Annotated in this window: 25 protein-coding genes; 9 read left to right on the top strand and 16 right to left on the bottom strand. The window is 67.7% G+C overall.

The window, feature by feature from the left end; all coding sequences use genetic code 11:
* The first annotated feature begins 57 nt into the window (after nt 1-57).
* On the top strand, nt 58-906 hold the full coding sequence (locus EV651_RS05980) for a fructosamine kinase family protein (RefSeq protein WP_166658509.1): 849 nt from the start codon (nt 58-60) through the stop codon (nt 904-906).
* On the opposite strand, the gene EV651_RS05975 is transcribed toward EV651_RS05980, so the two are convergent.
* The 8 genes from EV651_RS05975 to EV651_RS05940 form a co-directional block, all read right to left on the bottom strand.
* Complete coding sequence (locus EV651_RS05975; protein ID WP_133782833.1) at nt 890-2,779, bottom strand: translation factor GTPase family protein; 1,890 nt, start codon at nt 2,777-2,779, stop codon at nt 890-892. The genes EV651_RS05980 and EV651_RS05975 overlap by 17 nt on opposite strands.
* Before the next feature lie 154 nt (nt 2,780-2,933).
* On the bottom strand, nt 2,934-3,866 hold the full coding sequence (locus EV651_RS05970) for a 4-(cytidine 5'-diphospho)-2-C-methyl-D-erythritol kinase (protein ID WP_238156687.1): 933 nt from the start codon (nt 3,864-3,866) through the stop codon (nt 2,934-2,936).
* A gap of 18 nt (nt 3,867-3,884) precedes the next feature.
* Nucleotides 3,885-4,763 carry a 16S rRNA (adenine(1518)-N(6)/adenine(1519)-N(6))-dimethyltransferase RsmA gene (gene rsmA, locus EV651_RS05965; protein WP_133782829.1) on the bottom strand — a complete coding sequence of 293 codons (879 nt, stop codon included), beginning with the start codon at nt 4,761-4,763 and terminating at the stop codon, nt 3,885-3,887.
* Between the two features lie 118 nt (nt 4,764-4,881).
* Nucleotides 4,882-6,015: a resuscitation-promoting factor gene (locus EV651_RS42220; protein ID WP_133782827.1), complete on the bottom strand. Its 1,134-nt coding sequence runs from the start codon at nt 6,013-6,015 to the stop codon at nt 4,882-4,884.
* A gap of 216 nt (nt 6,016-6,231) precedes the next feature.
* Nucleotides 6,232-6,846, bottom strand: a complete 615-nt coding sequence (locus EV651_RS05955) for a nitroreductase family protein (RefSeq protein ID WP_133782825.1) — start codon at nt 6,844-6,846, stop codon at nt 6,232-6,234.
* A 21-nt stretch (nt 6,847-6,867) separates the two neighbouring features.
* Nucleotides 6,868-7,176, bottom strand: coding sequence for a hypothetical protein (locus EV651_RS05950; RefSeq protein WP_133782823.1), 309 nt, complete (start codon nt 7,174-7,176; stop codon nt 6,868-6,870).
* 177 nt (nt 7,177-7,353) lie between these two features.
* Nucleotides 7,354-8,265 (bottom strand): TatD family hydrolase, encoded by a 912-nt coding sequence (locus tag EV651_RS05945; RefSeq protein WP_133782821.1) that lies wholly within the window; start codon nt 8,263-8,265, stop codon nt 7,354-7,356.
* A 158-nt stretch (nt 8,266-8,423) separates the two neighbouring features.
* Nucleotides 8,424-8,846, bottom strand: coding sequence for an SRPBCC domain-containing protein (locus EV651_RS05940; protein WP_133782819.1), 423 nt, complete (start codon nt 8,844-8,846; stop codon nt 8,424-8,426).
* 165 nt (nt 8,847-9,011) lie between these two features.
* On the opposite strand from EV651_RS05940, the gene EV651_RS05935 reads away from it, so the two are divergent.
* On the top strand, nt 9,012-11,159 hold the full coding sequence (locus tag EV651_RS05935; RefSeq protein ID WP_133782817.1) for a discoidin domain-containing protein: 2,148 nt from the start codon (nt 9,012-9,014) through the stop codon (nt 11,157-11,159).
* Here EV651_RS05935 and EV651_RS05930 read toward each other — a convergent pair.
* Nucleotides 11,131-12,048: a helix-turn-helix domain-containing protein gene (locus EV651_RS05930; protein ID WP_133782815.1), complete on the bottom strand. Its 918-nt coding sequence runs from the start codon at nt 12,046-12,048 to the stop codon at nt 11,131-11,133. The genes EV651_RS05935 and EV651_RS05930 overlap by 29 nt on opposite strands.
* A 76-nt stretch (nt 12,049-12,124) precedes the next feature.
* Between EV651_RS05930 and EV651_RS05925 the strand changes: the two genes are divergently transcribed.
* From EV651_RS05925 to EV651_RS05905, 5 genes are read left to right on the top strand one after another with little or no spacing between them, the layout of a single operon-like run.
* Nucleotides 12,125-13,441 carry a glycoside hydrolase family 36 protein gene (locus EV651_RS05925; RefSeq protein WP_133782813.1) on the top strand — a complete coding sequence of 439 codons (1,317 nt, stop codon included), beginning with the start codon at nt 12,125-12,127 and terminating at the stop codon, nt 13,439-13,441.
* Nucleotides 13,434-14,348 carry a carbohydrate ABC transporter permease gene (locus EV651_RS05920; protein ID WP_133782811.1) on the top strand — a complete coding sequence of 305 codons (915 nt, stop codon included), beginning with the start codon at nt 13,434-13,436 and terminating at the stop codon, nt 14,346-14,348. The genes EV651_RS05925 and EV651_RS05920 overlap by 8 nt, the downstream gene beginning before the upstream one ends.
* Nucleotides 14,345-15,154, top strand: a complete 810-nt coding sequence (locus tag EV651_RS05915) for a carbohydrate ABC transporter permease (protein ID WP_133782809.1) — start codon at nt 14,345-14,347, stop codon at nt 15,152-15,154. Before EV651_RS05920 ends, EV651_RS05915 begins: the two co-directional genes overlap by 4 nt.
* A 13-nt stretch (nt 15,155-15,167) precedes the next feature.
* Nucleotides 15,168-16,445 carry a sugar ABC transporter substrate-binding protein gene (locus tag EV651_RS05910; protein ID WP_133782807.1) on the top strand — a complete coding sequence of 426 codons (1,278 nt, stop codon included), beginning with the start codon at nt 15,168-15,170 and terminating at the stop codon, nt 16,443-16,445.
* A complete protein-coding gene (locus EV651_RS05905; protein WP_133782805.1) occupies nt 16,442-17,374 on the top strand; it encodes a phytanoyl-CoA dioxygenase family protein in 933 nt (310 codons plus the stop codon). The genes EV651_RS05910 and EV651_RS05905 overlap by 4 nt, the downstream gene beginning before the upstream one ends.
* Here the strand turns inward: EV651_RS05905 and EV651_RS05900 are convergent.
* On the bottom strand, nt 17,371-18,282 hold the full coding sequence (locus EV651_RS05900; protein ID WP_133782803.1) for an NADP-dependent oxidoreductase: 912 nt from the start codon (nt 18,280-18,282) through the stop codon (nt 17,371-17,373). The genes EV651_RS05905 and EV651_RS05900 overlap by 4 nt on opposite strands.
* Nucleotides 18,283-18,676: 394 nt before the next feature.
* Between EV651_RS05900 and EV651_RS43205 the strand changes: the two genes are divergently transcribed.
* Nucleotides 18,677-18,802, top strand: coding sequence for a LuxR C-terminal-related transcriptional regulator (locus tag EV651_RS43205; RefSeq protein WP_202870203.1), 126 nt, complete (start codon nt 18,677-18,679; stop codon nt 18,800-18,802).
* On the opposite strand, the gene EV651_RS05890 is transcribed toward EV651_RS43205, so the two are convergent.
* The 5 genes from EV651_RS05890 to EV651_RS05870 form a co-directional block, all read right to left on the bottom strand.
* Nucleotides 18,799-20,217 (bottom strand): ATP-binding protein, encoded by a 1,419-nt coding sequence (locus tag EV651_RS05890; protein WP_133782801.1) that lies wholly within the window; start codon nt 20,215-20,217, stop codon nt 18,799-18,801. The genes EV651_RS43205 and EV651_RS05890 overlap by 4 nt on opposite strands.
* A gap of 67 nt (nt 20,218-20,284) precedes the next feature.
* Nucleotides 20,285-21,850: a methionine--tRNA ligase gene (metG, locus tag EV651_RS05885; protein ID WP_133782799.1), complete on the bottom strand. Its 1,566-nt coding sequence runs from the start codon at nt 21,848-21,850 to the stop codon at nt 20,285-20,287.
* Nucleotides 21,851-21,879: 29 nt separating this feature from the next.
* Nucleotides 21,880-22,722, bottom strand: a complete 843-nt coding sequence (gene rsmI / locus EV651_RS05880; RefSeq protein ID WP_133782797.1) for a 16S rRNA (cytidine(1402)-2'-O)-methyltransferase — start codon at nt 22,720-22,722, stop codon at nt 21,880-21,882.
* Nucleotides 22,719-23,135 carry a type II toxin-antitoxin system VapC family toxin gene (locus EV651_RS05875; protein WP_133782795.1) on the bottom strand — a complete coding sequence of 139 codons (417 nt, stop codon included), beginning with the start codon at nt 23,133-23,135 and terminating at the stop codon, nt 22,719-22,721. The genes rsmI and EV651_RS05875 overlap by 4 nt, the downstream gene beginning before the upstream one ends.
* On the bottom strand, nt 23,132-23,371 hold the full coding sequence (locus EV651_RS05870; RefSeq protein ID WP_133782793.1) for a hypothetical protein: 240 nt from the start codon (nt 23,369-23,371) through the stop codon (nt 23,132-23,134). Before EV651_RS05870 ends, EV651_RS05875 begins: the two co-directional genes overlap by 4 nt.
* 95 nt (nt 23,372-23,466) lie before the next feature.
* Here EV651_RS05870 and EV651_RS05865 point away from each other — a divergent pair, with 95 nt between their 5' ends.
* Entirely contained in the window at nt 23,467-25,149 is a 1,683-nt protein-coding gene (locus EV651_RS05865) for a dolichyl-phosphate-mannose--protein mannosyltransferase (RefSeq protein WP_133782790.1), read from the top strand.
* On the opposite strand, the gene EV651_RS05860 is transcribed toward EV651_RS05865, so the two are convergent.
* Nucleotides 25,133-25,603, bottom strand: a complete 471-nt coding sequence (locus tag EV651_RS05860; RefSeq protein ID WP_133782788.1) for a GNAT family N-acetyltransferase — start codon at nt 25,601-25,603, stop codon at nt 25,133-25,135. The two genes, EV651_RS05865 and EV651_RS05860, sit on opposite strands and share 17 nt — an antisense overlap.
* Nucleotides 25,604-25,620: the final 17 nt, after the last annotated feature.

The raw sequence follows: 25,620 nt of genomic DNA, 5'->3' as shown, positions 1-25,620 counted from the left end.
GGGCCCAACGGTAGCTGACGCGGACACCGTTCCCCGGATCGTGCCAGGATCGTCCAGGTGTTGACTCCCGCCTGGCTCGAAGGGCTGTCCCTCGGCGACGCGATCGCCGCCGACCCGCTGGAAGGCGGCTACGCCAGCAAGACGTTCCGCGTGCGGACGACGCTCGGCGAATCAGTGGTCGTGAAGACGCAGGACGGCCTGCCGGCGGACCTGTACGCGCTGGAGGCCGACGGCCTCGAGGCGCTGCGTGCACCTGGAGGATTCGCCGTACCAGAGGTCCTTCGGGTGACGCCGGCGTTCATCGTGCTGTCTGACCTCGGTACGTCGGAACCGTCGCCGACGTACTGGGAGGACGCAGGGCGGGCGCTGGCGCTGCAGCATCAGCAGACCGCGGACAAGTTCGGGTACCACCAGGACAACTACCTGGGCACGCTCCCGCAGCGGAACCCGTGGACGAGCGACGGGCACGCGTTCTTCGCCGAGCACCGGCTACTCCGCTACCTGGAGGAACCGAATTGCCACAACCAGCTCCCGGAAGCCGACCGCCGCCGCCTCGAACGCGTCGCCAACCGCCTCCCCGAGCTGATCCCGCCGCAGCCCCCGTCCCTCCTCCACGGCGACCTGTGGCACGGCAACCTCCTCCCGGCGCCCGACGGCGGCCCGGCCATGATCGACCCCGCCGTCCACTACGGCTGGCCCGAAGCGGACCTGGCCACGCTCCTGATCTACGGCCACCTCTCCGAAACGTTCTTCGACGCCTACGAGGAGCTCCACCCGCTGGCCCCCGGCTGGCGTGATCGCCTCCCGCTCCTCCACCTCCGAGAACTCATCTGCATCACCGCGCACTGGCCGGACCGCCCCGAAACCGTCGCCGAAATCTCCACCATCCTCAAACAGCTCGACTGAGATTCAAGACGTACTGCTTCTCGTTGAGGGGGTTGCCGTCCGTGCGGGCGCGGCTGGGGGCTGGGCCTGGGACAGGGCTGTAGCCGTGGAAGCTGGTGGCGAGGAGGGCCTCACCTCGGCCGAGGGTCGGGAGCATCGACTCGAACGGATGCGTGGTGGCGGCCGGGATGGTGCCTTCGATGTGGGCCTGGGTCTCGGTGAGGGTGGTCTGCGTGACGACGCCGCGGTGTTCGGCGACGTGCGCGAGGACCCGCGACACGGTGTCCGACGGGACATCGAGCTCGAAGTGGTTGACCGGCTCCAGGACCGTCGTGCCGGCCTCGGCGATCGCCTGCAGGAGGACGAGCGGCACCAGGCGGCGGAAGTCGGCGGCGGTACTGCCCGCATTGTCGAACTCCGTGTGCGTGACGTCGACGCGGATGTTCGGGATCTCCCACCCGTACAGACCCTGGCGCAGCGTCTGACGGACCGTCTCCTCGATCGCGGTATGGAACGCTCGCGTCAGCACGCCGAGCTCCACCTCCAGGTTGTATTCGATGCCCTCGGCAACCGGTGAGACGCGGAACCCGACACCGGCCGTCCACAGGCTCTCGGACATCTCGCGGGTCGCGGCACCGGTGCCGATCAACCGCTCGACATGGATGGGCGTCGTCTCGCTGAAGGTGACGTCGACGCCGTACTCGGACTCGAGCAGCGAGGCGATCACCTCCTTCTGTACCTCGCCGTACAGGCTGACGGTGATCTCGTCGGCCTTCCGGACCCGGATCAGCGGATCCTGCTCGGCGAGCTGCGTCAACGCCTGGAACAACTTCACCCGGTCCCGCGCGCTCACCACGGTCTCCAGCGTCGGCGGCGCGAACAGTCGTCCGACCTGAGCCGTCCGTACGCCGAGCTGATCGCCGATCCGGATGCTCTTCAGCCCCCGCAACGCCACGATCTGACCGGCCTCGGCCCGATCCACCGCGTGCCGGCCGCCGTCGCCGAACACGTCGATCCCGCTCGGTCGCACCTCGTACGCCGGACCGTCCACGGGATGCACCGCGACCGAGGTACGCGCGGCCAGCGTCCCGCTGACGATCCGCGCGGAGGCGATCTTCTGCCCGGCCGCACCCCGCTCGACCTTGAACACCTGCGCCCGGAGCTCGTCGTCCGGCGCCGCGGTTGCCCGCGGCAACCACATACGGATCCCCTCGATCACCTCGGCGATCCCGACCCCGGTCATCGCGGATCCGAAGTACACCGGATAGATCTCGGCCTTGGCGACCTGACGCCGCAGCTCTGCCGCATTGTCGGCCGCTACCCCTTCGAGGTACAGCTCGAGGAACGAATCATTGCGCTCGGCAAGCATCTCGCTCACTTCGCCGCGCTGCACCGGCAGTGGTACGACGGACGCCGTACGCAGGCCGAGCTCCGCGACCGCCTCCATCGGTACGGCGGCCGGCGTCAGCAACCGGCGGATATCGGCGAGCAACTCGTCGTACCGCGCACCCACCCGGTCGATCTTGTTCACGAACAGCAGTGTCGGGATCCGCAGCCGGTCCAGCGTGCGCATGAGCAATCGCGTCTGCGGCTGCACGCCTTCGACCGCGGAGATCACCAGCACCGCGCCGTCGAGTACGGACAGCGCGCGCTCGACCTCGGCGATGAAGTCGGAGTGCCCCGGAGTGTCGATCAGGTTCACCGGCAGGTCGCCGAGCGCGAACGACACCACCGCGGAGCGGATCGTGATGCCGCGTTTCCGCTCGAGGTCCATCGAGTCGGTCTGCGTGTTCCCGTCGTCGACCCGGCCGACGCGGTCGATGACGCCGGCGGCGTACAGCAGCCGCTCGGTCAGGCTGGTCTTACCGGCGTCGACATGCGCCACAATACCCATCGTCAGAGAGTTCAAGAGTCCTCGCGAATGCGTCGAAACGATCAGTACCCATGGGGTGGATCGATCCGCGGCGCATCCCGGTCTCCTGTCTATCTCTGTGTCGATGAGGTCTCTCGGACGGTAACACCGCCCGAGCCCGGGGACGAGCGATTTTCTAGCGGCTGATGGTCGCCGGCAGGATCCGGGCGCCCGGGACGGGGCCTTCGGCCTGGCGGACCATGCGGCAGCGGCCGGATTCGGCGAGTTCGACGGCGAGGTCGACGGCGCTGCGGCTGTCGGCGGCGAGGAACAGGCAGGTAGGGCCGGAACCGGAGATCTGCGCGGCCAGAGCACCCTGGTCGAGGCCGAACTGGAGCGTCTCGCCCAGCTCGGGACGCAACGACAACGCCGCGGCCTGCAGGTCGTTGCTGAGCGCAACGGCGAGTGCGCCGGGCTGCCCGGACAGCAGCGCGGACAGCAGCTCCGGACGGACCTGCGGCGCCTCGACGCGCCGCAGCGGACGCATCCGGTCCAGCTCGCGGTAGACGTCCGGCGTCGACAACCCGCCGTCCGCGATCGCGAACACCCAGTGGAACGTCCCGCGGGACATCACCTCGGTGACCTGCTCGCCCCGGCCCTGACCGAGCGCCGTGTGGCCGACCAGGCAGAACGGTACGTCGCTGCCGAGTTCCGCAGCGTGGTGCTGCAGCTCGGTCTGGGTCAGCTGCAGGCCCCACAGCCGGTTGCACGCCACCAAGGTCGCTGCCGCGTCAGTCGATCCGCCGGCCATCCCGCCGGCCACCGGGATCGTCTTGCGGATCGTCAGGTCGACGCCCTCGTCGACGTCGTACTCCGCCTGCAGCAACTGCGCCGCCCGCACCGCGAGGTTGGTCTCGTCGGTCGGCACGTCGTCCGCGAAGTCGCCGGAGATCTCGACCGAGACCTCGCCGTCGTCGTCCCGCAGTACCGCGGTCACGTCGTCGTACAGGGCAACGGCCTGGTACACCGTGGCGACGGGGTGGAACCCGTCCGGGCGCGGCGGGCCGACCGACAGACCGAGATTGATCTTGGCCGGCGCCCGCACCGTGACCTCAGCAGAAGGTGGCACGTCGGACAGGCTAATGCCTTACACAGTCCGTGCCGCACCGGCGAGGGCGGCGAACTCTGTGATTCCGAGCATCTCGCCGCGCACTCGCGGGTCGATTCCTGCGGCGCTGAGCACCTCGTCGAGGCGTGCGCGGTCCGGCATCCAGCGGGCCAGCGCGGACCGGATCGTCTTGCGGCGCTGCGAGAACGCAGCCTCGATCACGGCGAACACCTCCTCGCGGCTCGCCGCCGTCGCGGGCGGTTCGCGGCGCTCGAACGCCACGAGCCCGGAGTCCACGTTCGGCGCCGGCCAGAAGACGTTCCGTCCGATCGGCCCAGCGCGCCGTACGTCGGCGTACCAGGCGGCCTTCGCGGACGGTACGCCGTACGTCCGCGAACCCGGTCCGGCCGCCAGGCGGTCCGCGACTTCGGACTGCACCATCACCAGGCCGTGCCGCAGCGAGTCCGAGACCCGGAGCAGGTGCAGCAGGACGGGTACGGCGACGTTGTACGGCAGGTTCGCCACGCAGGCGGTCGGCTCGCCGATCTCCGCGGGCGTCACGTCCATCGCGTCCGCCTCGACCACGGTCAGCCGCTCGGCCTGGTGCGGCGCGTACGACGCGACGGTCGACGGCAGCGCCCGCGCGAGCAGCGGGTCGATCTCGACCGCGGTGACCCGGTGCCCGTCCGCGAGCAGCGCCAGCGTCAACGACCCGAGCCCCGGGCCGACCTCGAGAACCGTCTCGCTCTCCGTCAGGTCGGCGGCCCGAACGATCCGGCGCACCGTGTTGGGGTCGATGACGAAGTTCTGGCCGCGCTGCTTGGTCGGCCGCACCCCGAGGGACGCGGCCAGCGAACGCACGTCCGCCGGACCGAGAAGTCTCGGTCCGGCGGACGTGGATGAATCAGACGAGGTCACCTCGTCAGTCTTGCACTAGGCGCTGTCTGGTGATCCAGCGCCGTAGCGAGGAGGTGCTCGGTGCGGCGAGGTGCCGGGCCGAGTGCCCCGCAGTAGGCGATGGATTGCCAGGCAGGGCCTAGGCGCGCTTGCCGCAGACAGGCCATGCGCCGTAGCCGCCGCGGTCGGCCTTGACCTTCTCCGCGATCGCGATCTGCTGCGCCTTCGACGCACCGTTGGCGTTGTAGGCGTACGCCGTACCGCCGTAGGCAGCCCAGGTGCCGTGGTCGAACTGCAGACCGCCGTAGTACCCGTTGCCGCTGTCGATGGACCAGTTGCCGCCCGACTCGCACTCGGCGATCCGGTCCCACGCACCGACGTTGCTGCTGGCCGGCGTGTCGGTCTCGGTGGTCGTGGTCGTCGTGGTCGGCTCCACCGGCTTCGGCTTGGTGCCGACCAGGACCTGCTCGTCGACCGCCTTGGCCACCAGCTTCGACCCGACCACCTTGGTGGTCGACAGCTTGCCGTCCAGGTAGGTGTACAGGTACGTGACGGTCTTGGAGCCGTCGGTGCCCTTGGTCGTGGTCTTCTTGGTGCCGACTTCCAGCGTCGCCGACTTGGTCTCGTCGGTGCCGTGCGCAACCGCCTCGGTCTTGGTGACGGTCTTCTGCAGGACCTGCACGAAACCGATCTTGTTCACGCCGGCCTTCAGCGGGGTCGCGGCGGCCGGGGTGATCCGGTCGTCGGCGTCCCAGCGCAGCTTCGCCTCGGTGAGGGCCTGACCGACGGTGCCGGCCAGCGACTTGATCGTCACGGTCTTGCCGAGGTGCACGATCTGCACGGTCTTCGGCGTCGTGATGGTCAGCTCCAGGCCCTGGCGGCCGAGCGGCGCGCTGCGGCTCGTGGACAGCTGCGCCCCGTCGTACCGCAGACCCAGGTCGGCGAGCGCCTCGTTCACGCTGTCGGCGGTGGTCCAGTAGGCCTTCTTGGTGCCGTCGGCGTTCACCGTCAACTGCCGGCCGTACTGCACGGCGATCTCCTGGCCGTCCTTCAGCTTCGAGTCCACGCCGGGCGCGACGACGTCGTGCTCACCGACCTGAACTTTCTCGGCCTTCAGGGCGTCTGCCACGGTGGAGCCGAAGGTGTGCACCTTCCGCACCTGGCCGTCGACGGAGACGCTGACCGTCTTGCTCTTCGCGGCATATGCCACGGAGCCACCCGCGACGGCGAACGCAGCCGTCGCACCGACGGCCACGATGATGGACTTACGCACTAAAGCTCCCAGGTAGGGCTACCCGGGCACGGGGTGGGACAGCACAGGCACCGATCGCGAACGCCGGACTGGGTGCCCGGAGCCTCTGATCCCGCCGAGGGGTTGTGCTGCCCGGAATCTTCCCCGATCCCGGCCAACATCACGGGACCATAACGAAGAAGTCGCGGAAGCGCCAATCCCCTGGTCGGCGAGTCGGAAAAAGGTGTAACGGCGTACTCACACCGTGTGATTGCCCCACTGCCCCCGATGCACCACTTCGGCGGTCGTCCGGCGCCCCCGTTTCAGCGACGGCGAGCGCTTGTCCGGGGCCCGGTAACCGACCGACAGCACCCCGACCAGATCGAGCCCCTCGGGTACGCCGAACTCCTCGAGCAACCGACCCACCTTGTCCGCAGGAGGCCCGAAAAAGCAGGCTCCCAGGCCTTCGTCGACGACCGTCTGCAGCATCAGCAGGACCGCCATCCCGGTGTCGACATACCAGTACGGCGCGGTCCAGCGGCCCTCGTCGCGATCGGTCCAGCCCTTGTCCGGTTCGGTGTACCGATCGAGGTACGCGTCCTTGTGCGCGAAGGCCAGAATCAGCAACGGCGCCCGGCGCAGCCCTGTGATCCATTCAACATACTTGGGATCCGGATCCGCGGCCGAAATCCGCCAGTACCGCTCCCGTTCGTCCCCCTCCAACGTCAGGAACGCCCACCCCTGACTGAACCCACCCGAAGGCGCCCGCAACCCGTTCCCCAGAATCCGCTCCCGGACGTCGTCCGGCACCACCCGATCCGGGTCATAGTTCCGCACCATCCGCCGCCGCCGAACCACCTCACTGAACTCCATGAGAGGTGTCTACCAGCGGCGTCACCCGACGTCGTCGCCGACCTCCAGGTGCCGCCAGAACTCGGGCTTCGGCTCTGCCGTCACACCGGCCTGCTCCATCATCTGCTGGATCTGCGGTCCGGAATGCTCGAAGAACGCCTGACAAGTCGCTTCGTCGGGCCATTCGTCGACGACGAGAACCTCGGTCCCGCTGCCGTAGAAGTGATGCGAGATCAGACCGCGACCGGTCGCGTCCGCCAGCACCCCCTGGAAAAGCGCGCCGTTGTCGGCGGCCAGCTTCTCGATCGCTGTCGGGTCCCCAGTCACCCTCATCGTCATCAGAACGCTCATTGCCTCTCCCCCTTGCAACTCGGCCCGGAACCGGGCCGACGCCTTCAGACTGCGCTCGTCCGGCACCCCGCGCAACGGCCCGCGGAAACGTTGACGGTCGGCGTCCGGACCGTCACGAAAACAGTTTCGCCGCCAGGTAGGCCTCGGCGGCGACAGTTGCCTCGTCGTCCGGGGCCACTACCAGGATCCTCCGAAGGCGTGGTTCGCGTTGTCGTTCAGGGATGTGCAGAGTTCGGGGACCGAGATGTTGAGGACGTCGGCCATTTTGCGGACCGTGTGCGGGATGAGGTAGGACGCGTTCGGTTTGCCGCGGTACGGCGATGGCGTCAGGTACGGGGCGTCGGTTTCGACGAGGATGCGGTCGAGAGGGGTGACGGCCAGGGCGTCGCGGAGGGACTGGGCGTTCTTGAACGTGACGACGCCGGCGAAGCTCAGGTACGCGCCGCGGTTCACGCATTCGCGGGCGAACTCGGTGTCTCCGGAGAAGCAGTGCATCACGACCCGGTCCGGCACGCCTTCGCGATCGAGGATCCGCAGGATGTCCTCGTGCGCGTCCCGGTCGTGGATCATCAGCGTCTTGTCCAGGCGCTTCGCCAGCTCGATGTGCGCGGCGAACGACTCGTGCTGCGCGGCCTGCCCGTCTTCGCCGGTCCGGAAGTAGTCGAGCCCGGTCTCACCGATCACCCGGACCTTGTCGCTGCTCGCCGCGAGCCGCTCGATCTCGGCCAGCGCACTCTCCAGCTCACCGACCGCTTTCAGCTTCGGCGCCTCGTTCGGGTGCAGGGCGACGCCGGCGATCACGTTCGGGTACTGCGCGGCGGCCTCGACCGCCCACACCGCACCCGGCAGATCGCAACCCACCTGGACGATCCGGGTCACGCCGACCGACTTCGCCAGCCGGATCGCCTCCGCCGGACTCAGCCAGTCCCCGTCCTCACCGTCGGCGATATCAAGATGGCAATGCGCGTCGACCACGCTCATCGGCAACGGATCAGGCACCGCCGGCCGGCTCCGATCCCGCGACCGCCCGTCCTCCCCGACCGCAGCCCGCTCCCGAGTCGGCCGACCCACCTCCACACCATCAGACATGTCCCCCAGATTACTGAGTCACCGACGGCCCCACCGGCCCGAGGTGCGGTGGCCGGCGGTGGGGAGTGGGGACAGGCGCTGGTGACTGGGGACAGGTAATAGCAGGTGCCAACCCACCATTACCTGTCGCACGTCCCCTCGATCTACCGGAACAACCGCTATTCGGATGCTTCGGCGGCGGTCTTGACCTTGGCTACGAGCATTTCCCACATGTCTTGGGAGTGCTTCGCCTCGTCCTCGCTCGCGTTGTTGTCCTGTTCGAGTTTTAGGTGGGTGTTGGCGGTCAGGGTGTAGGTGAGGGTGTGGTAGTTCTCCGGTACGTCGGGTTGGCCCGTGAGGGGGCTGAAGTGGGTGAACTTCAGTAACCGGTCGGGTTCTACGGCGAGGATCTCGCCCTTGTCCTGGTAGGGCTTGCCCTCCCATTCGCCGGTCCAGGTGATCGGACTGCCTACCTTCCAGTCGGTGTCCACTTCGGCGCCGAACCACAGCTGTTTCAGCTGCTCCGGGCTCGTCAGTACGTTCCACACTCGCGCGGTCGGCGCGTCGATGTCGATCTCGGCCACGGCCACATACCCAGTCATTGTGAAACTCCCTTCTCCCCCGACCGTACGGTTCCCCGCCCGCATGCGCTTGTAGAAAAGCGTCAGCCGGATCGTGCAGGAAGTCAGCATTCGAGGCCATGTCCTCCGGCGTACGGCGGCCAGTACGTTGCAGCGAGGTCCCGCCCGACCGAACAGGAGCAGCCGATGCCCGTAAAGACCAGGATCAGCTCAGTTCTCGCCCTTCTCGGACTGGTGGTGGGAACCACCGCGCTACCGGCCGAGGCCCCCGCACCGATCCCGGTGCAGATCCTCAGCCTGACCGACCTGCACGGCTACCTGTCGGAAACCGAGAACCTGACCATCGCCGGCCCGTCCGGCACCCAGCAGGTCGGCGGCGCCGGGTACCTGAAGGCGCACCTCGACCGGCTCCGGAAGCCGAACAGCTTCCTGATCGGCTCGGGTGACCAGTTCAGCGGCTGGCCCGACTACACGCAGGCGTTCGCGAACGAGCCGACCATCGAGGTGCTCAACGCGTTCGGGATGGACTTCGATGTCGCGGGCAACCACGAGTTCGACCGCGAGTTCCCGTTCCTGCGCCGGATGACCACCGGCGCCTGCTACGGCAAGCCCGGTTTCGACAGCTGCTTCAAGGACTCGACAGGCCGGAACTTCCACGGCACCGACTACGCGTACCACGCGGCGAACATCGTCGACCCGCGGACCAAGCGCCCGGTGCTCCCGCCGTACTGGATCGCGCAGGCCGGCTCGCAGCGGATCGGGTTCATCGGGCTCGGCTTCCCGGGGACGCCGACCGAGACGCTGTCGATCGAGGGGTCGGGGTTCGAGTTCCAGGGCGTCGTGGACGCCGCGAACCGGGCCGCTGCCGAACTGAAGGCCCAAGGCGTGAACGCGATCGTGGTCAGCATGCACGAGGGCGGTCAGCAGGGCGGCCTGTACGACGAGTGCAAGAACCCGACCGGTCCGATCTTCGACGCCGCGCGGGCGATGTCTCCCGATATCGACGTGATCCTCGGCGGCCACTGGCACACCGCGTTCAAGTGCATGATCCCGGACCCGAACGGCGTACCGCGGCCGGTCCTGGAAGCGAGCAATCACGGGCGCGTGCTCGGCGAGGTGAACCTGGAACTCGATCCGGCCACCGGTGACGTGATCCGCTCGAAGACCACGGCCACCAACCACGCGGTCACCAAGGACGTCACGCCGGACCCGGGGATTCAGAAGATCGTGAAGTACTGGATGGACAAGTGGACCGCGCGGCAGCAGGAGCCGCTCACCACGCTCGATCGTGACCTCGACTTCGCGCGGACCGCCGAGAGCCGCACCGGCAACCTCGTCGCGGATCTCTACAAGGCCGAAGCCGACGGCGATTTCGCGCTGGTACCGGCCGATCTCGGCGTCGACGTGATCGCCGCCGGGCTGGAAGCCGGCACCGTGACGTACGGCGAGGCGTGGCCGGTTGCCGGGATCTCGCCGATCACCACGCTGGCGATGAAGGGCTCAACGGTCAAGGCTGTCCTGGAGCAGCAGTGGATTCCACCGGCGTACGGCTGCAGCAGACTGTCCGCACTCGCGACCTCAGCCAACTTCCGCTACACCTATAACCTCGGCCGACCGGTCGGCGACCGCGTCGATCCGGCCAAGGTCCTGATCAACGGCAAGCCTCTTCAGCTCGACAGGACCTACCGGGTCACGACCAGCGCCGCGATGCCCTTGCACGGAAGGCAGTACGGCTATCCCGGCTTCCAGCAGTACACGAGCCTCGAAAGGGCGCCGCGGATGGGTCAGGAGGTCTTCCTCAACTACCTGCGGACCCATCCGTTGCTCAAGGCACCGAATCTGGGACGGGTGACCGCGATCCCGGGTACGCCGCCACCGGCCGACGGACCGTTCGGCCCGCTGACCCTGCTGCCGCAGAACGAGATGACGGCGACCGCCACGAGCCAGGGATCGTCCGCGTACAGCGCGTCCGCCGCGATCGACGGCAGCTGCACCACCATGTGGCACTCGAACTGGAGTCCACATGCCCCGCTCCCGCAGTACATCACTCTCGATCTGAAGACGCCGCGGGCGATCGAGGCACTCGTCTACACGCCGCGCCAGGACGCCGACGTACCGAACGGCCGCATCTCGTCGTACGACGTCCAGACGAGCACCGACGGCACTACGTTCACGTCGGTGACGAAGGGAACCTGGGACGGCACGATCGACGCGAAGATCGCTCGGTTCCCGGCGGGTACGACGGCACGCTACGTACGGCTCGTAGGACTGGCCGGCGGGGCGGACTACGCGGCAGCGACCGAGCTCAATATAGCTCTAGCTCCGGCTTCCTGACCGCGGCGCGATGGGCCGTCGGGGACATGCCGTACCGACGGCCGAACTGGCGGCTGAGGTAGTGCGGGGAGTCGAATCCCACCGCGGCCGCGATCTGTGCGACGGACATGTCGGTGGCGCCGAGCAGCTCGGCCGCGCGCTGAAGCCGGAGCGCGAGTACGACGTTCATGATCGAGTCGCCCACCTGTTCCTTGAACAGGTGCGCGAGGCGGGACACCGACACCTGCGCGAGCCCGGCCAGTGACGTCAGGGTGTGCGGCCGGGCCGGGTCAGCGGTGATTGCCTCGAGCACCAGATGTACGCGGGCGTCCAGGTGCTGCGTCTCCCGGCGCAGGCTCGCGACCGCGGTCAGCAGCACCTCCTCGATGCCATTCATGGTCAGCTCGGTCGCGACGCTCTTCTCGAGCAGGTGCAGCTCGGTGTCGCCGGTCGGGGACAGCCCGGCGCGTTGCGCGTCGCGGTGCAGCCGATCGAACGCGGACACCACGCGGTCCGTCTCCGAGGACCTGGTCAACCGCACGTAGGACAGCCCGGGCATTGCCTGCGGCAACGACAACCAGGAGTGCCATTCACGCCGCGGCTGGAAGTGCGCCCACCATGACTCCCAGTACGTCCCGACGGTTCCGTAGTCGTGCGGCGTCCCAGGACTTACCAGTACGACGTCCCCGTGCCGCAGCGTCAGCGTGTTCTGGCCGATCACGTAACGCCCTGTGCCGGATGCCGTGTAGAGCAGGTACCAACTGCCCACACCGTCCGGCCGTACGACGCGATAGTCGCCGCCGCTGTGGAAGTGGCCGGTCACCAACTTGCTCGGCGGCGGGATCTCGCTGTACAGCTCGATGAGCACCTGGGTAGCAAGATCGTGCTCGAAGTCAGCAGGCTCCGTCATGGTGGATCTCCTCGTAGGCACCCCAAGATTAGCGGAACGTCAGCAAGATCCTGCACCCTAAGGAAACGAGGGATCCGTGCCTTTCAGCCCCGTCGCCGAGCTCGGGTACGACGCCTCCACGTTGGTCTTCGAGCACGGATGGCAGTCGTGGAGCCCGAGCGGCTGGTACCGGCTCGACGCGCGACCACCGCGTCCGACGGCGCCGAATCATCACGTGATGGCGTACCGTCCGGGAGTCGATGCCGGCCGCTTCCAGGGCGAGGGCCTGCTCGCAGTCGCGACAGCCGGCGAAGTCACGGTCGTCGCGGCGACGAGTCCCGACGACGTCCCGTCGATCCGAGCCGACATCCACGGCGACCGGCTGGTGATCTCGGCCGATGGCGCCGTACAGCAAACAACATCGAAGCAGGACAACCCCAATCAAGCACTCGCCGACTGGGCCGACGCCTTCGCGGCCGGTGCCCCGCCGGTCCGCGTGTTCGGACCGTCGTGGTGCAGCTGGTACGCGTACTGGGGCAAGGTCACCGAACGCGACGTGATGACCGACGTACGCCAGTTCGACGAGCACGACCTGAGCGTGGATCTGGTCCTTCTCGACGAGGGATACCAGGCAGCGATCGGCGACTGGCTGACACCGCGGGACGACTTCGGGTCGACGGTCACGCTCGCCGCCGACATCCGCTCGAGCGGTCGCCGCGCAGGCATCTGGGTCGCACCGTTCCTGGTCGCGAGCGGCAGCGAGACCGCGCGCCGGCACCCGGAGTGGCTGGTCCCCGGGATCAGCGCCGGCACCAACTGGGGCCAGGAGCAACTGGTTCTCGACGTGACGCATCCGGGCGCCGCACATCACATCCAGGACGTCTTCACCGAGCTGTGCCGCCAGGGGTACGACCACTTCAAACTCGACTTCGTGTACGCCGGCGCGATCGATGGCCCGCGGCACGAGCAGGTCGACGGCGTCACGGCGTACCGGCACGGAATGCGGTTGCTGCGCGAGGCTGTCGGACCCAACCGGATCCTGCACGGGTGCGGCGCTCCGATCCTCCCGAGTCTCGGACTCGTCGACTGCATGCGGATCTCGCCCGATACCGATCCGTTGGTCGACCCACCGTCCGGTGACATCAGCCAGCCCGGCCAGCGGGGCGCGCGGTCCACCTCGGTGGCGCGCGAGTTCCTGCACGGCCGGTGGTGGGCGAACGACTCCGACTGCCTGATCGTGCGGCCCGACGTCCAGGAGCGCGAGCTCTGGGCGCAGCACATCGCGGCAGGCCCCGGCCTGCGGATGTCGAGCGACCCGATCGGCGCGCTCGACCGGTGGGGACTCGATCGGACCCGCGAACTGCTCGTCCCGAGCTCGCCGCGCCCGCACCCGCTGAAGGATCCCGATGCTTAGGCGAGCGCCCCGGCGTACCCGCCGGATCGGACGCGGACGGCAGGCGGCCGTGGCGTACGCGCTGCTGGCGCCGAGCCTGGTCGGCGTCTTCGGCTTCCTGCTCGCGCCGGTCGTGATCGTCCTGGTGCTCAGCCTGTTCGACTGGAAGTTGCTGTCGACTCCCGAGTTCGTCGGGCTGGCCAACTACCAGAGGTTGTTCACCGACTCCGACGTCTGGCACTCACTGCTCGTCACCTTGTACTACGTGGTGATCTGCGTGCCGGGTACGACGATCCTCTCGCTGCTCCTGGCACTCCTGGTGGACCGGAAACTGCGCGGAATGAAGTATTTCCGGGCGCTGCTCGTGATTCCGTGGATGGCGACTCCGGTCGCGCTCGGCCTGGTCTGGAGCTGGATCTTCGACCCCGGCCGGGGTGCGCTGAACCAGTTCCTGGGTGTGTTCGGGATCGACGGCCCGGCGTGGCTGTCGTCGCCCGTGCTGGCGATGCCGAGCGTCGCGGCGGTCCACATCTGGCAGTTCGCCGGGTACAACATGCTGTTCTTCTTGGCCGGTCTCCAGAACATCCCGCGGTCGTTGCGCGAGGCCTCGTCGCTGGACGGCGCGTCCCCGGTCGCGCACTTCTTCACGATCACGCTGCCGCTGCTGCGCCCGACGATGTTGTTCGTTCTGATCACCAACGTGATCGGGTCCTTCCAGGCGTTCGACACGATCTTCGTGATGACCGAGGGCGGCCCCGGTGACAGCACCGAGGTGGCGACGTACCTGATCTACGACGAGGCGTTCCGCAAGTTCGACTTCGGCTACGCGTCGACGATCTCGGTGCTGCTGTTCGCGGTCGTGCTGATCGCGACGATCTCCCAGTTCGTCTACTTCGAACGCCGTACGACCTATGAGGTGTCCGGATGAGACTGCGCATCTTCACGTACGCCGTCCTGGTGGCCGGCTGCCTGTTCGCGATCTTCCCGTACTTCCTGACCGTGCTCACCGCCTTCAAGGGCCCCGGGCAACTGTCGGAGACGATGCCGTGGGAACCCGGCCTGCCACCGAGTACGGCGGCCTTCGAGCGGCTGTTCACCTCGGGCTTCGGCGGCTACCTGGTGAACACCGCCCTCGTCACGGCCGGGATCACCCTCGGCCAGGTCGTGTTCGCGATCCTGGCGGCGTACGCCTTTGCACGGCTCTCGTTCCCCGGCCGCGACGCGTTGTTCTGGGTGTATTTGTCGACACTGATGGTGCCGCCGGTGGTCACGATGATCCCGCTGTACCTCATGATGCAGAAGCTCGGCCTGGTCGACACGTGGGCCGGGTTGATGCTGCCGACGATGCTCGGCACGCCGTACGCGATCTTCCTGCTCCGCCAGTTCTTCCGCGGCATCCCCGCGGATCTCGAGGACGCGGCCCGGATCGACGGCGCCGGGCGGGTCCGGACGCTGCTGTCGATCGTGCTGCCGTTGTCGAAACCGATCCTGGTCACCGTCACCACCCTCGCCGTGGTGGCGAACTGGAACAGCTTCCTGTGGCCGCTGATCATCACCAGCAGCGAGGACAAGCGGCTGCTCTCGGTCGGGATCGCCTTGTTCAAGGGGGAAATCGGCGTCGACTACAACGCCGTCATGGCCGGCAGCCTGATCGCGCTGGCGCCGCTGCTCGTGCTGTTCATCGTCTTCCAGCGCTTCATCGTCCGCTCGGTCGCTGTTACCGGGCTCAAGTAGTACGGAGGCTCTCATGTCTGTGTCGCTGTCCAGGAGGACTTTTCTGATCGGCGCCGGCAGTGTGCTCGCGCTGGCCGGCTGCGGCTCGTCGGACACCAAGGCGAGCGGCGGCGGCAAGGTCGAACTCGTGTACCGCTTGTGGGACGAGCAGCAGGAGGTCGGCTACAAGGCGGTGTTCGCGGAGTTCACCAAGCAGAACCCGGACATCACCGTCCGGATGGAGGTCCTGCCGTGGGACCAGTACTGGACCAAGCTGACCACCGAACTCGCCAGCGGCAAGGCGCCGGACGTCTTCTGGCTGACCGTCGACTACTTCCCGGACTTCGCGAGCAAGGGCGTCCTCGCACCGCTCGACGACCTGATCTCGAAGGCCGGCCTGAAGCTCGACTCGTATCACCCGAACGTCGTGCAGTCGTACAAGTTCGAGGACAAGCAGCTCGGAATGCCGAAGGACATGGGTATCGTCGGTCTGCTCTACAACAAGGACCTGGTCGCGAAGGCCGGGATCACGATGCCGGCCGAGCTGACCTGGGCGCCGGACGGCTCGGGCAGCTTCCTCGAGGTGGCGCGCAAGCTGACCGTCGGCAGCAAGCAGTGGGGTTTCTGCTCCTGGAACCACAGCCAGACCCAGTGGCTGAACTGGATCGCGTCGAACGGCGGCCACGCGATGGACAAGCCGTACGGCGCGTTCGACTTCGCGAGTCCGAAGTCGGTCGAGGCCCTGCAGTTCGCGCGCGATCTGGTGTTCAAGTGGAAGGTGTCGCCGGACGGCACCCGGACGAATCCGCCGACCGGGCAGGCGACCGAGATGTTCTACCGCGGCGAGGTCGCGATGTTCCCGGCGAACAACGCGCTGCTCCCATTCGCGCTGCCCGAGGTGAAGTTCCCGATCGGGGTCGCCGCGATGCCGGCCGGCCCGGCCGGGCGGACGGTCGTGATCAACGGCCTCTCCGAGGCGATGTTCGCCAAGACGAAACACCCCGACGAGGCAGGCAAGCTCGTCGCCTTCCTCGGCTCGGAGAAGGCACAGAAGCTGATGGGCGACGCGGGCTACATCATCCCGGCGCTCAACAACGCGGGCGCCGGCTACCAGGCGTTCTGGAAGAAGAAGGGCATCGACGTCCAGCCGTTCCTCGACTCGGCCGCGGGCAGCACCGTCAACCTCCCGATCGCCGAAGGCTGGACCGCCAAGTCCCCCGAGATCAACAAGACCGTCAACGACCTCTACCTCGACAAGATCGCCGTCCCCGACATCGCAGCGGCCATGGACAAGATTGGCAACGACAAGTGAAAGAACTGACGGACTCGTACGACGACTTGAAGGACGCCGACGTACTGCGATCTCGGCTCGCGAACGACGGTTATCTGTTCTTCCGGGGGTTGCTGCCGCGTGATGTGGTGGCGGATGTTCACGAGCAGTTGGCGCGGATCCTCTACGACAGCGACTGGTTGGCGCGGGATGCCGATCCGAGGGAGTTGGTCGCGTCGGGGCGGGCCGTGGAGGAAGGATCGGCGGGCTTCTTCGGGGCCTACACGGCGATCCAGAGCACCGAGGCGTTTCATCGGTTGGCCGTGCGGCCGGAATTGCTGGAGCTCGCCGGCCGGTTGCTGGGTGAGGAGGCGTTCGCGCATCCGGCGCACATCTGCCGGATCGCGCCGCCGTCGCCGGGGGCGAATCCGACGCCGATCCATCAGGACTACCGGTTCATCCAGGGGTCTGTCGACACGCTCACCACCTGGTTGCCGCTGAGTGCGGCGCCGCCGGAGATCGGTGGGTTGCGGGTGCTGGCCGGGTCGCCGCGACTCGGCGTACTGCCGGTGAAGGCGTCCGACGGGCCGGGAATGATGCGGGCCGAGGCCGACGAGAACCATCCGGAGTGGCGTACGACGTCGTACCAGCCGGGCGATGTGCTGCTGTTCGGGAGTCTGACCGTGCACGGCGCGATGCCGAACCGGACGAAGCAGCTGCGATTGTCGGCCGACTTCCGGTACCAGGCACTGAGCGCACCGATGGCCCGCGACCTGCTCGGCACCGGGAAGCCGCATTACCACCCGGAGGTGCCGGACTTCAGGACCCTCACCCGCGGCTGGACCTCGACAGACTGCGTCGAGGTCCCGGCCGGGGTGACCTTCGTGGATCGCTGGGATCCTCGCGTGGACGACGTACCGACGCCGCCGTCCCGCTTCGCCTACGCCTCGGGAGACTCGGACCAGGGCTAGGGCTTCAGGACGACCTTGCCGCGGGCGTGGCCGGACTCGCTCAGTTCCTGGGCCTTGGCCGCGTCCGCGAGGTCGAAGGTCTGGGCGATCCGGAGCGTCAGCTTGCCATCGGCCGCCGCCTGCAACTGCGCTTCCAGACCGGACCTGATTGACTCCGGAGTACCGCCACCGCCGGTGAACTCGATGCCGAGCTCCTCGGCCGCCGCGTAGTCCGCGATGGTGACGATCCGGTCGGTGCCGCCGCGCAGCTCGACCGACTCATGCAGACCGCCCTTGCCGACGGCGTCGATGACCGCGTCCACGCCCTCCGGCGCCGCTGCGCGCACCCGCTCCAACAGACCTTCGCCGTACTCGACCGGAACCGCGCCGAGCGACCGCAGGTACTCGTGGTTCGCGGGCGACGCCGTACCGACGACGGTCAGACCGGCTGCCTTCGCGAGCTGTACGGCGATCGAGCCGACCGCGCCCGCTGCGCCGTGAATCAGGATTGTCTCGCCGGACTTCGCGCCGACCACGTCGAGCGCGCGCTGCGCGGTCTCGCCGGCCACGGGTACGCCGACAGCCTGCCCCCAGCTCAGGCCGGCGGGCTTGCGCGCCACGTTCCCGCCGATCGCGTACTCGGCGTACGAACCGCCGTCGGACCAGCCGACCACCTCGTCGCCGACGGCGAACTCGGCGCCGTCACCGGCCTCGTCGACCACGCCGGCCACCTCGAGCCCCGGCACGGCCGGGAACACCGGGTCGATGAATCCCTTCGTCCAACCGCGCCGCACCTTGAAGTCGATCGGATTCACCCCGGCCGCGCGCACCTTGATCCGTACCTGCCCAGCCCCCGCATGCGGCTCCTCGATGTCCCGCACCTGCAGCACCTCGGGCCCACCGAACTCCTCGAACACGACCGCTCGCATAGCACTCCTCCATGAATTGGTTGTCGCTTCAATGAATGCTCCGCGACACCGCCACATTCCCGACTGACCGATCGGACGTTGTCCACCGTCCGAAAGACGGGCCCGGGTGGATGCGTCAACCGACGTACTCTGAACGCCATGGAGGGCGGAGGGTACTGGCGGCAGCGGCACAGGTCATCGACAGTTCGCCCGACGAACTGCTCCAGCGGCTGTCCCTCGCGACCGCGGCCTCGCTGCGGGCACTGCTCCGGCACGGCCCGGTCGAGCTCGAACTGGATGCCCCAGGCAACGACCAACTGATTCCCGCGGGCAGCGCACACGCCGCCGGGGTCGCGGTCCGCTCGGCAGTGCGGGCGATGCTGACCCAGTCCCGGCCTGCTGGCGAACGTCCTCGATCTCGGGCAATACGCCCCCAATCAGCGAATCAACAGTCAAATTCCACGTAGCCAACATCCTCGCCAAACTGAACGTCACCACCAGAACCCAGGCCGCCGCCCTCTACCACGCAACAGCGGTTTAGAGCGGTTGCCAGCCGGCCAGCAACTCATCCGGTCCATAGACCGCATCGAGGCCGGAGACGGTCACGCCATTGCGGGACACAGCCACCAGCGGAACCGGATCGTCGGTCAGCAAGCTTCGATGCCGCTGGAGCGCGGCGAGGTCGTGGCTGTCGAATCGGCTGTTGTCCAGCCACTTGATCGAACCGAGGAACAGCAGTTCCTTCGCCAGGGGGCCGCGATCGGCGCCAACCAGATCGATCTCGATGTCGTTACTTCTGGTCCAGTACCCGCCGACGACACCTGTCCCGGGCAGCTGATCGTCCGGGAGCAGCCTGGCCAGCGATTCGCGGATCAGTGGCTCGACCGCACGGCCACGCCAACTGCTCCAGTTCTCCTTGATCCGGACCAACGTCAGATCGCCGCGCATCCGCTCGATCTCAGCCATGTGCGGTGCGAGGAAGGTCAGCCAGAAGCGCAGGTACGGATCGGCGATCCGGTACCGGCGCTCCTTCGACGGGCGCAACGAGACCGGCAGTTCAGCGGCGACAATCCCCTTGTCCATCAGCACCTGCATCGCCCTGGTCAGACTCGTGTGCGCGAGTCCGCCTGCGGCTCGGGCGATATTACTGAAGGTCCGTTCCCCACTCCCGACCGCACGCAGCACGTCACTGCCGAGGGCTCGCGGCGGAAACTCGGCGGCCAGCGATCGTTCAGCCGAAACCAGGAGCGGCGACGTCGGGTCACTCAAGGAGGTCTTCAGGAAGTCGCGCAGGGTTCCGCCGCGCCGCCAGTCCCTGCAGATCAACGGCAGGCCGCCAGTCACCAGTGCAGCGTCGAAGGCAACTGCCGGCGCGAGGTCGAGCATGTCCGCCAGATCTGCGGGGGTGAGCGGGCCGAGCACCATCTCGCGACCGCGCTGGTGAAACGGCCGGTCGTAGCTGTTCAAGGACTCCATCATCGACAGATCCGAGCCGACGAGGAGAAGGAGCACAGGCTTCCGGCTCAGCAATCGGTCCCAGGTCCTCTGCAGCACCCCCTCGAAGGCGTCGACGGAGTCCATCAGATACGGGACCTCGTCGATCACGAGGACGCTGGGCTGATCATCCGGCAGCATCTCCGCGAGCAGACGGAACGCCGCGGACCATTGGGTCGGCGCCTCGACGCTGAACAGCTCACGGTCCGGTAAGGCCGACGCAGCAATCACCTCCGCGAGTTCGGAGAGTTCATCCGCCGCGGGCAGTCCGGCCGCTGCGAAGAAGATGCTGGGCACGTCCGCCGTTCGGAGGAACTCCTCGACCAGGCTGGACTTTCCGACCCGGCGGCGGCCGCGGATCAGAATGCATTCCCCCGGCTGCGCCGCGTCGGCGGAGCGGACCCGGGCAAGCGCGTCCGTCAGAACGCCCAGCTCACGGGTCCGCCCGATAAAACGGTGCATCGGCGCACCTCCCTGGTATCATCGATGATAGTATCACTGATGATACTATCTTTGGTGATACCAACCCTCAGGCTTCTTCGAGGCGGGGGAAGAGGGGGTCGCCCTTGGTGAGGGTGGCGCCGGCGGGGAGTTGGCCCCAGGTGCCGGCGTCTTGGACCCGCTGGTCCGTTAGTGCGCCCAGCTTCTCCTCGGCGCCCAGTAGCTCCCAGAGCTTGGCGGAGGCCTTGGGCATCGTTGGGTTGTGGAGTACGGCGACGGCGCGCAGGACCTCGGCGGCGGAGTAGAGGATTGTGGCCAGGCGAGCTCGCTGGGACTCGTCCTTTGCGACCTTCCACGGCTCCTGCTCGGTGACGTATCCGTTCACCGCGCCGACCAGCTCGTTGATCGCGGCCAGGGCATCCTGGAACGCGAGGGTGTCCAGGGCCTCTTCCGCGGTCGCCACGGTCTGCGCGAGCTTGTCCGCGAGCGCCTGCTCGGCCGGTCCGTGGTCGGTCGGCTCCGGCAGCGCACCGTCGAAGTACTTGCCGACCATGGCCGCGATCCGGCTGGCCAGGTTACCCAGGCCGTTGGCGAGCTCGGACGTGTAGACCGCGCTCAGGTGCTCCCACGAGAACGAGCCGTCCGACCCGAACTGGATCGTGCGCAGGAAGTAGTACCGGAAGGCGTCCGAGCCGAAGTGGTCGGTGATCTCGTGCGGCGCGATCGCGGTCAGCTTCGACTTGCTCATCTTCTCGCCGCCGACCAGCAGCCACCCATGGGCGAACACCTGGCGCGGTACGGCGACCTCGGCAGCCATCAGCATTGCCGGCCAGATCACCGCGTGGAACCGGAGGATGTCCTTACCCACCAGGTGTACGTCGACCGGCCACAGCTCCTCGAACCGCTCCGGGTCGGTGCCGTAGCCCGCGGCCGTCACGTAGTTCAGCAGGGCGTCGATCCACACGTACAGGACGTGGTCCTCGTCCCACGGGACCGGGATTCCCCAGTCGAACGTCGATCGCGTGATCGACAGGTCCTGCAGACCCTGCTTCACGAATGCGATCACCTCGTTGCGGGCACTCGCGGGCGCGACGAAGTCCGGCTGCGACTCGTACAGCTCCAGGAGCTTGTCGCCGTACGCCGAGAGCCGGAAGAAGTAGTTGGTCTCGGAGACTTTCTCCAGCTCGGTGCCGTGGATCATGCACCGCTGGGTGCCGTCCTCGTCGGTGCGGATGTCCGTGGGCAGCTTGAACTCCTCGCAGCCCACGCAGTACAAGCCCTCGTACTCGCCCTTGTAGACGTCGCCCTTGTCGTAGAGCTTCTGCCAGAACTCGCGGACCCGCTCGGTGTGCCGCTGCTCGGTGGTCCGGATGAAGTCGTCGTACGCGATGTCGACGTCCACCCAGGCCGGCTTCCAGGCCTCCTCGACCAGCTTGTCCGTCCACGCCTGCGGCGTCATGCCCTGGGCCTGCGCGCTGCGCATCACCTTCTCGCCGTGCTCGTCGGTACCCGTCAGGTACCACTTGCGCTCGCCGCGCTGGGCGTGCCAGCGGGTCAGGACGTCCCCGGCCACCGTCGTGTAGGCGCTGCCGATGCTCGGCGGTGCCGTGACGTAGTAGATCGGGGTGGTGACGTAATAGGCCTTCTCGGACATGTAATTAAGGGTAGTGCCGGGCGCCAGTGTTATTTACCAGGGTCCCGAGCAGCGAGTACGGCGTCGTACACGGTCCGTTTCGGGACGTTGAAGCGCTTCGCGACGTCGGAGATCGCCTGCTTGCGCGGCGTACCCGCCTCCTCGTCCTTAGCCACCTCCCGCGCCAGGTCCTCCGGGGTCATGACCTTGTGCGGGTCCGCCCCGGCCACGACGACGGTGATCTCGCCTCGGACGCCATCCTTCGACCAGGTCACGAGGTCGTCGAGCGGGCCGCGTTTCACCTCTTCGTACGTCTTCGTGAGCTCCCGGCACACCGCCGTACGCCGGTCTGCGCCGAACGCCTCGGCCATCGCCTCCAGGGACTGCGTGAGCCGGTGCGGCGCCTCGAAGAACACCATCGTCCGCGGCTCGTCCTTGAGCTCGCCGAGCCGTCGCGCGCGCTCCCCCGGCTTGCGCGGCAGGAACCCCTCGAACGTGAACCGGTCCACGGGCAGCCCGCTCAACGCGAGCGCCGTCAGCACGGCCGACGGTCCCGGTACGGCGGTCACATGGACGTCGGCCTCGATCGCCGCCGCCACCAGCCGGTACCCCGGGTCCGACACGCTCGGCATCCCCGCGTCCGTCACCACGACCACGGTCTGCTCGTCCAGCAGCGCCTGCAGCAACTCCGGCGTACGCTCCCGCTCGTTCCCCTCGAAGTAACTGACCACCCGCCCACTCAGCTGGATCCCCAGCTCGGACGTCAACCGCCGCAACCGCCGCGTATCCTCCGCGGCCACCACATCCGCCCCCGCCAACACCCGCCCCAACCGCGCCGAAGCATCCGACACGTCCCCAATAGGAGTCCCCACCAACACCAACCGCCCGCTCATGGCAGCAGAACGAACGACGAGGTATGCCGCGGACGAACAACACTGAAATCGCGCCGATCCAGCGTCGCGATCTCGCGCGCCCCGATTTCCTCCGCGATCGCCACCACGGACGCGTCGGCCAAACCGAGCGGTAGATCGGCATACTTCTCCATCAACTCGGCGATCCGCTCCAGCGCCAGGTCACACTCGGCAACAGCGAAGTCTCCGGCCGCAAGAGATCGCACGAAGTCTGCCTCGACCTTGGGGCCCGCTTCGCGCTGGATCAGGTAGCACGCCTCCGGAATGACAAAGCTTGGAACGACCAGCGGTTCACCACCGAGATGCGCGGATGTGAAGAGATCGACGCAGGCCCGGTGGTCGTCATCCCCCGACAGAACAGCCGCGACCAGTGGTCCGGTGTCGACGACGATCACTGATGCCGACCGAGCTCGTCTCGCAGGATCTCCTCGCTCCGTGCCGCGATGTCGGGGCTGCTGCCCGTCACGGAACCGAACCACGACGGTGGCCATGGGCGATGCTCTGCCGCACGGCGTCGATGCATCTCCAGGCGATGCCGCAGGATCGCACGCATGTCCGGGACGAGCTCCGCGGCCGCGTCGTCCGGGAGCTCGTCGATCATCGCGTGGAGCTCTTCTCGTGGCGTGCTCATGTCACCCAGTGTAGAAGGTTCGACCGGTGGCTTTCGGTTGTCCACAGGCCAACTCCACCGACGCGGGGAGGCGGTGGTACCGGGGCGTCCGTACGATGGCGGGCGTGGCTGCTGTGATCGAGGACGGGACGGTACGGCGGAGTGACGCCGGCGCGGAGCGGGAGACGCTCGGGCGGGACGTGCTCGGGAGACGGCTGCCGCCGCTCAAGGAGCGGCTGTACCCGGCGATGCCGCGGGACTTCGACGGCGGCTGGATCGCCACGCTGGTGATCACCGTGCTGGCCGGCGTCCTGCGGTTCTGGCACCTCAGCAACCCGGTGAAGTTCGTCTTCGACGAGACGTACTACGCCAAGGACGCGTACAGCCTGCTCAAGTTCGGCTACGCACGGCAGTTCATCGACCAGCCGGAAGGCGCCGCGGACAAGGCGATCCTGGCCGGCAACCTGGACGTCTTCAAGGACACCCCGAGCCTGACCGTGCACCCCGAGGTCGGCAAGTGGATGATCGCCGCCGGCGAGCAACTGTTCGGGATGACCCCGTTCGGCTGGCGGTTCATGCCCGCGCTGTTCGGCACGCTGACCGTGCTGCTGCTGATCCGGACGGTACGCCGGATGACGCGGTCGACGCTGATCGGCTGCATCGCGGGCCTGCTGCTCGCGGTCGACGGCCTGCACTTCGTGATGTCCCGGGTCGCACTGCTCGACATCTTCCTCGCGTTCTGGCTGGTCGCGGCGGTCTCCTGCCTGGTCGCCGACCGCGACTGGACCCGGCGGCGGCACGCCGAGACCCTCGACAAGCCGGTCACCGACGGCGAGCGTCGTACGATCGGCCGCTGGCTGCTGATCCGGCCGTGGCGGATCGCCGCGGGCATCTGCTTCGGCCTCGCGCTCGGCACCAAGTGGTCGGCGGTCTGGGTGCTCGCCGCGTTCGGCGTGATGGTGTTCGCCTGGGACTTCGGGGCCCGGCGGGCGCTCGGCGTACGGTTCGCGTTCGTGAAGTCGGCCCTGGTCGACGGCATACCGGCGTTCCTCAGCCTGGTGCTGGTCGCGGTCGTCACGTACGTCGCGACCTGGACCGGCTGGCTGCTGCACGACAACGCGTACGACCACAACTGGGCCGCGAGCAACCCGGCGCACGGCGTGATGAAGGTCGTGCCGGACGACTTCCGGTCGCTGCTGGCGTACCACAAGGAAGTGCTCGCCTTCCACACCGGCGACTACATCAAGCACGCCACCCACCCGTACGCCTCGAACCCGGCCGGCTGGCCGATCATCGCCCGCCCGATCGGTTTCGACGCGGTCAACGACATCAAGCCCGGTACGCCGGGCTGCAACGCCCCGGCCGGGACCAACTGCCTGCAGGTGATCTCTGCCCTCGGTACGCCGCTGTTGTGGTGGGGAGGTGCGCTCGCGCTGATCGCGGCACTGGTGCTGTGGATAGGCACGCGCGATTGGCGGCTCGGCATACCGATCGTCGGGTTCGTGACGTGCTGGGTACCGTGGTTCGCGTTCGACGACCGGCCGATCTTCTTCTTCTACGCCGTCACGATGATCCCCTTCACGGTGATGGCGCTGGCGCTGATCCTCGGCAAGATCCTCGGCCCGGCCCGGGAAGCGATGAGTACGGCGACCCCACGTCGGCTGATCGGCACCGCGGTGGTCGGCGCGTTCACCGTCCTCGTCGTGCTGAACTTCGCCTACATCTGGCCGATCCTGACCGACGAGGTCCTCCCGCACCCGGACTGGCTCAGCCGCATGTGGTTCAAGACCTGGATCTGATCCGTTCCGCGTAGTCGATCGACTCGAAGGGCCAGCGGGTCGCCAGCCAGCTGCTCACGGCGTCATGCAGGACTACGTCCAGCTCGGCCCGGTCGCCACGCACCCAGGAGCGAACGTCGGTGATCCGCGCGTCCCGGCGGGCGGGATAGATGTACACGCACCCGATCACCTCGTCACTCCCCGACTCGATCACCGTGTAGGTGAATCCGCGGCGCCCGGCGAAATCGTCGGCGTGACGCCGTAGATCGCCGAGATTCGCCTCGAGGGACATCCCGTCGACCGGCGGCCAACTGCCCTGGAAGCCTGGCGTCGCACGGATGTGGTCGATGCTGCCGGTCCACGCGGCGTAGTCGGCGGCGTTGTGCTCAGGCCCGAGCGGTTCCAGCCGGAACCGAGGCGTGATCAGCTCGGTGGGCACGTCGAAGTCGGCTGGGACGAAGGACTGGTCGGCCATGGCGGAAGAGTAGGAGG

This window comes from Kribbella sp. VKM Ac-2571 (genome assembly GCF_004362255.1).
Classification (GTDB): Bacteria; Actinomycetota; Actinomycetes; order Propionibacteriales; family Kribbellaceae; genus Kribbella; species Kribbella pratensis.
Note: the sequence above shows the minus strand (reverse complement) of the source record. Positions and strands in the feature narration are given on the sequence as shown.

Excerpts from the sequence above, each read along its gene's own strand:
- EV651_RS05975 (WP_133782833.1), bottom strand. The coding sequence starts at position 2,779 with ATGGGTATTGTGGCGCATGTCGACGCCGGTAAGACCAGCCTGACCGAG.
- EV651_RS05955 (WP_133782825.1), bottom strand. The coding sequence starts at position 6,846 with ATGGAGTTCAGTGAGGTGGTTCGGCGGCGGCGGATGGTGCGGAACTAT.
- EV651_RS05950 (WP_133782823.1), bottom strand. The coding sequence starts at position 7,176 with ATGAGCGTTCTGATGACGATGAGGGTGACTGGGGACCCGACAGCGATC.
- EV651_RS05945 (WP_133782821.1), bottom strand. The coding sequence starts at position 8,265 with ATGTCTGATGGTGTGGAGGTGGGTCGGCCGACTCGGGAGCGGGCTGCG.
- EV651_RS05940 (WP_133782819.1), bottom strand. The coding sequence starts at position 8,846 with ATGACTGGGTATGTGGCCGTGGCCGAGATCGACATCGACGCGCCGACC.
- EV651_RS05935 (WP_133782817.1), top strand. The coding sequence starts at position 9,012 with ATGCCCGTAAAGACCAGGATCAGCTCAGTTCTCGCCCTTCTCGGACTG.
- EV651_RS05930 (WP_133782815.1), bottom strand. The coding sequence starts at position 12,048 with ATGACGGAGCCTGCTGACTTCGAGCACGATCTTGCTACCCAGGTGCTC.
- EV651_RS05920 (WP_133782811.1), top strand. The coding sequence starts at position 13,434 with ATGCTTAGGCGAGCGCCCCGGCGTACCCGCCGGATCGGACGCGGACGG.
- EV651_RS05915 (WP_133782809.1), top strand. The coding sequence starts at position 14,345 with ATGAGACTGCGCATCTTCACGTACGCCGTCCTGGTGGCCGGCTGCCTG.
- EV651_RS05910 (WP_133782807.1), top strand. The coding sequence starts at position 15,168 with ATGTCTGTGTCGCTGTCCAGGAGGACTTTTCTGATCGGCGCCGGCAGT.
- EV651_RS05900 (WP_133782803.1), bottom strand. The coding sequence starts at position 18,282 with ATGCGAGCGGTCGTGTTCGAGGAGTTCGGTGGGCCCGAGGTGCTGCAG.
- EV651_RS05890 (WP_133782801.1), bottom strand. The coding sequence starts at position 20,217 with ATGCACCGTTTTATCGGGCGGACCCGTGAGCTGGGCGTTCTGACGGAC.
- metG (WP_133782799.1), bottom strand. The coding sequence starts at position 21,850 with ATGTCCGAGAAGGCCTATTACGTCACCACCCCGATCTACTACGTCACG.
- rsmI (WP_133782797.1), bottom strand. The coding sequence starts at position 22,722 with ATGAGCGGGCGGTTGGTGTTGGTGGGGACTCCTATTGGGGACGTGTCG.
- EV651_RS05870 (WP_133782793.1), bottom strand. The coding sequence starts at position 23,371 with ATGAGCACGCCACGAGAAGAGCTCCACGCGATGATCGACGAGCTCCCG.
- EV651_RS05865 (WP_133782790.1), top strand. The coding sequence starts at position 23,467 with ATGGCGGGCGTGGCTGCTGTGATCGAGGACGGGACGGTACGGCGGAGT.
- EV651_RS05860 (WP_133782788.1), bottom strand. The coding sequence starts at position 25,603 with ATGGCCGACCAGTCCTTCGTCCCAGCCGACTTCGACGTGCCCACCGAG.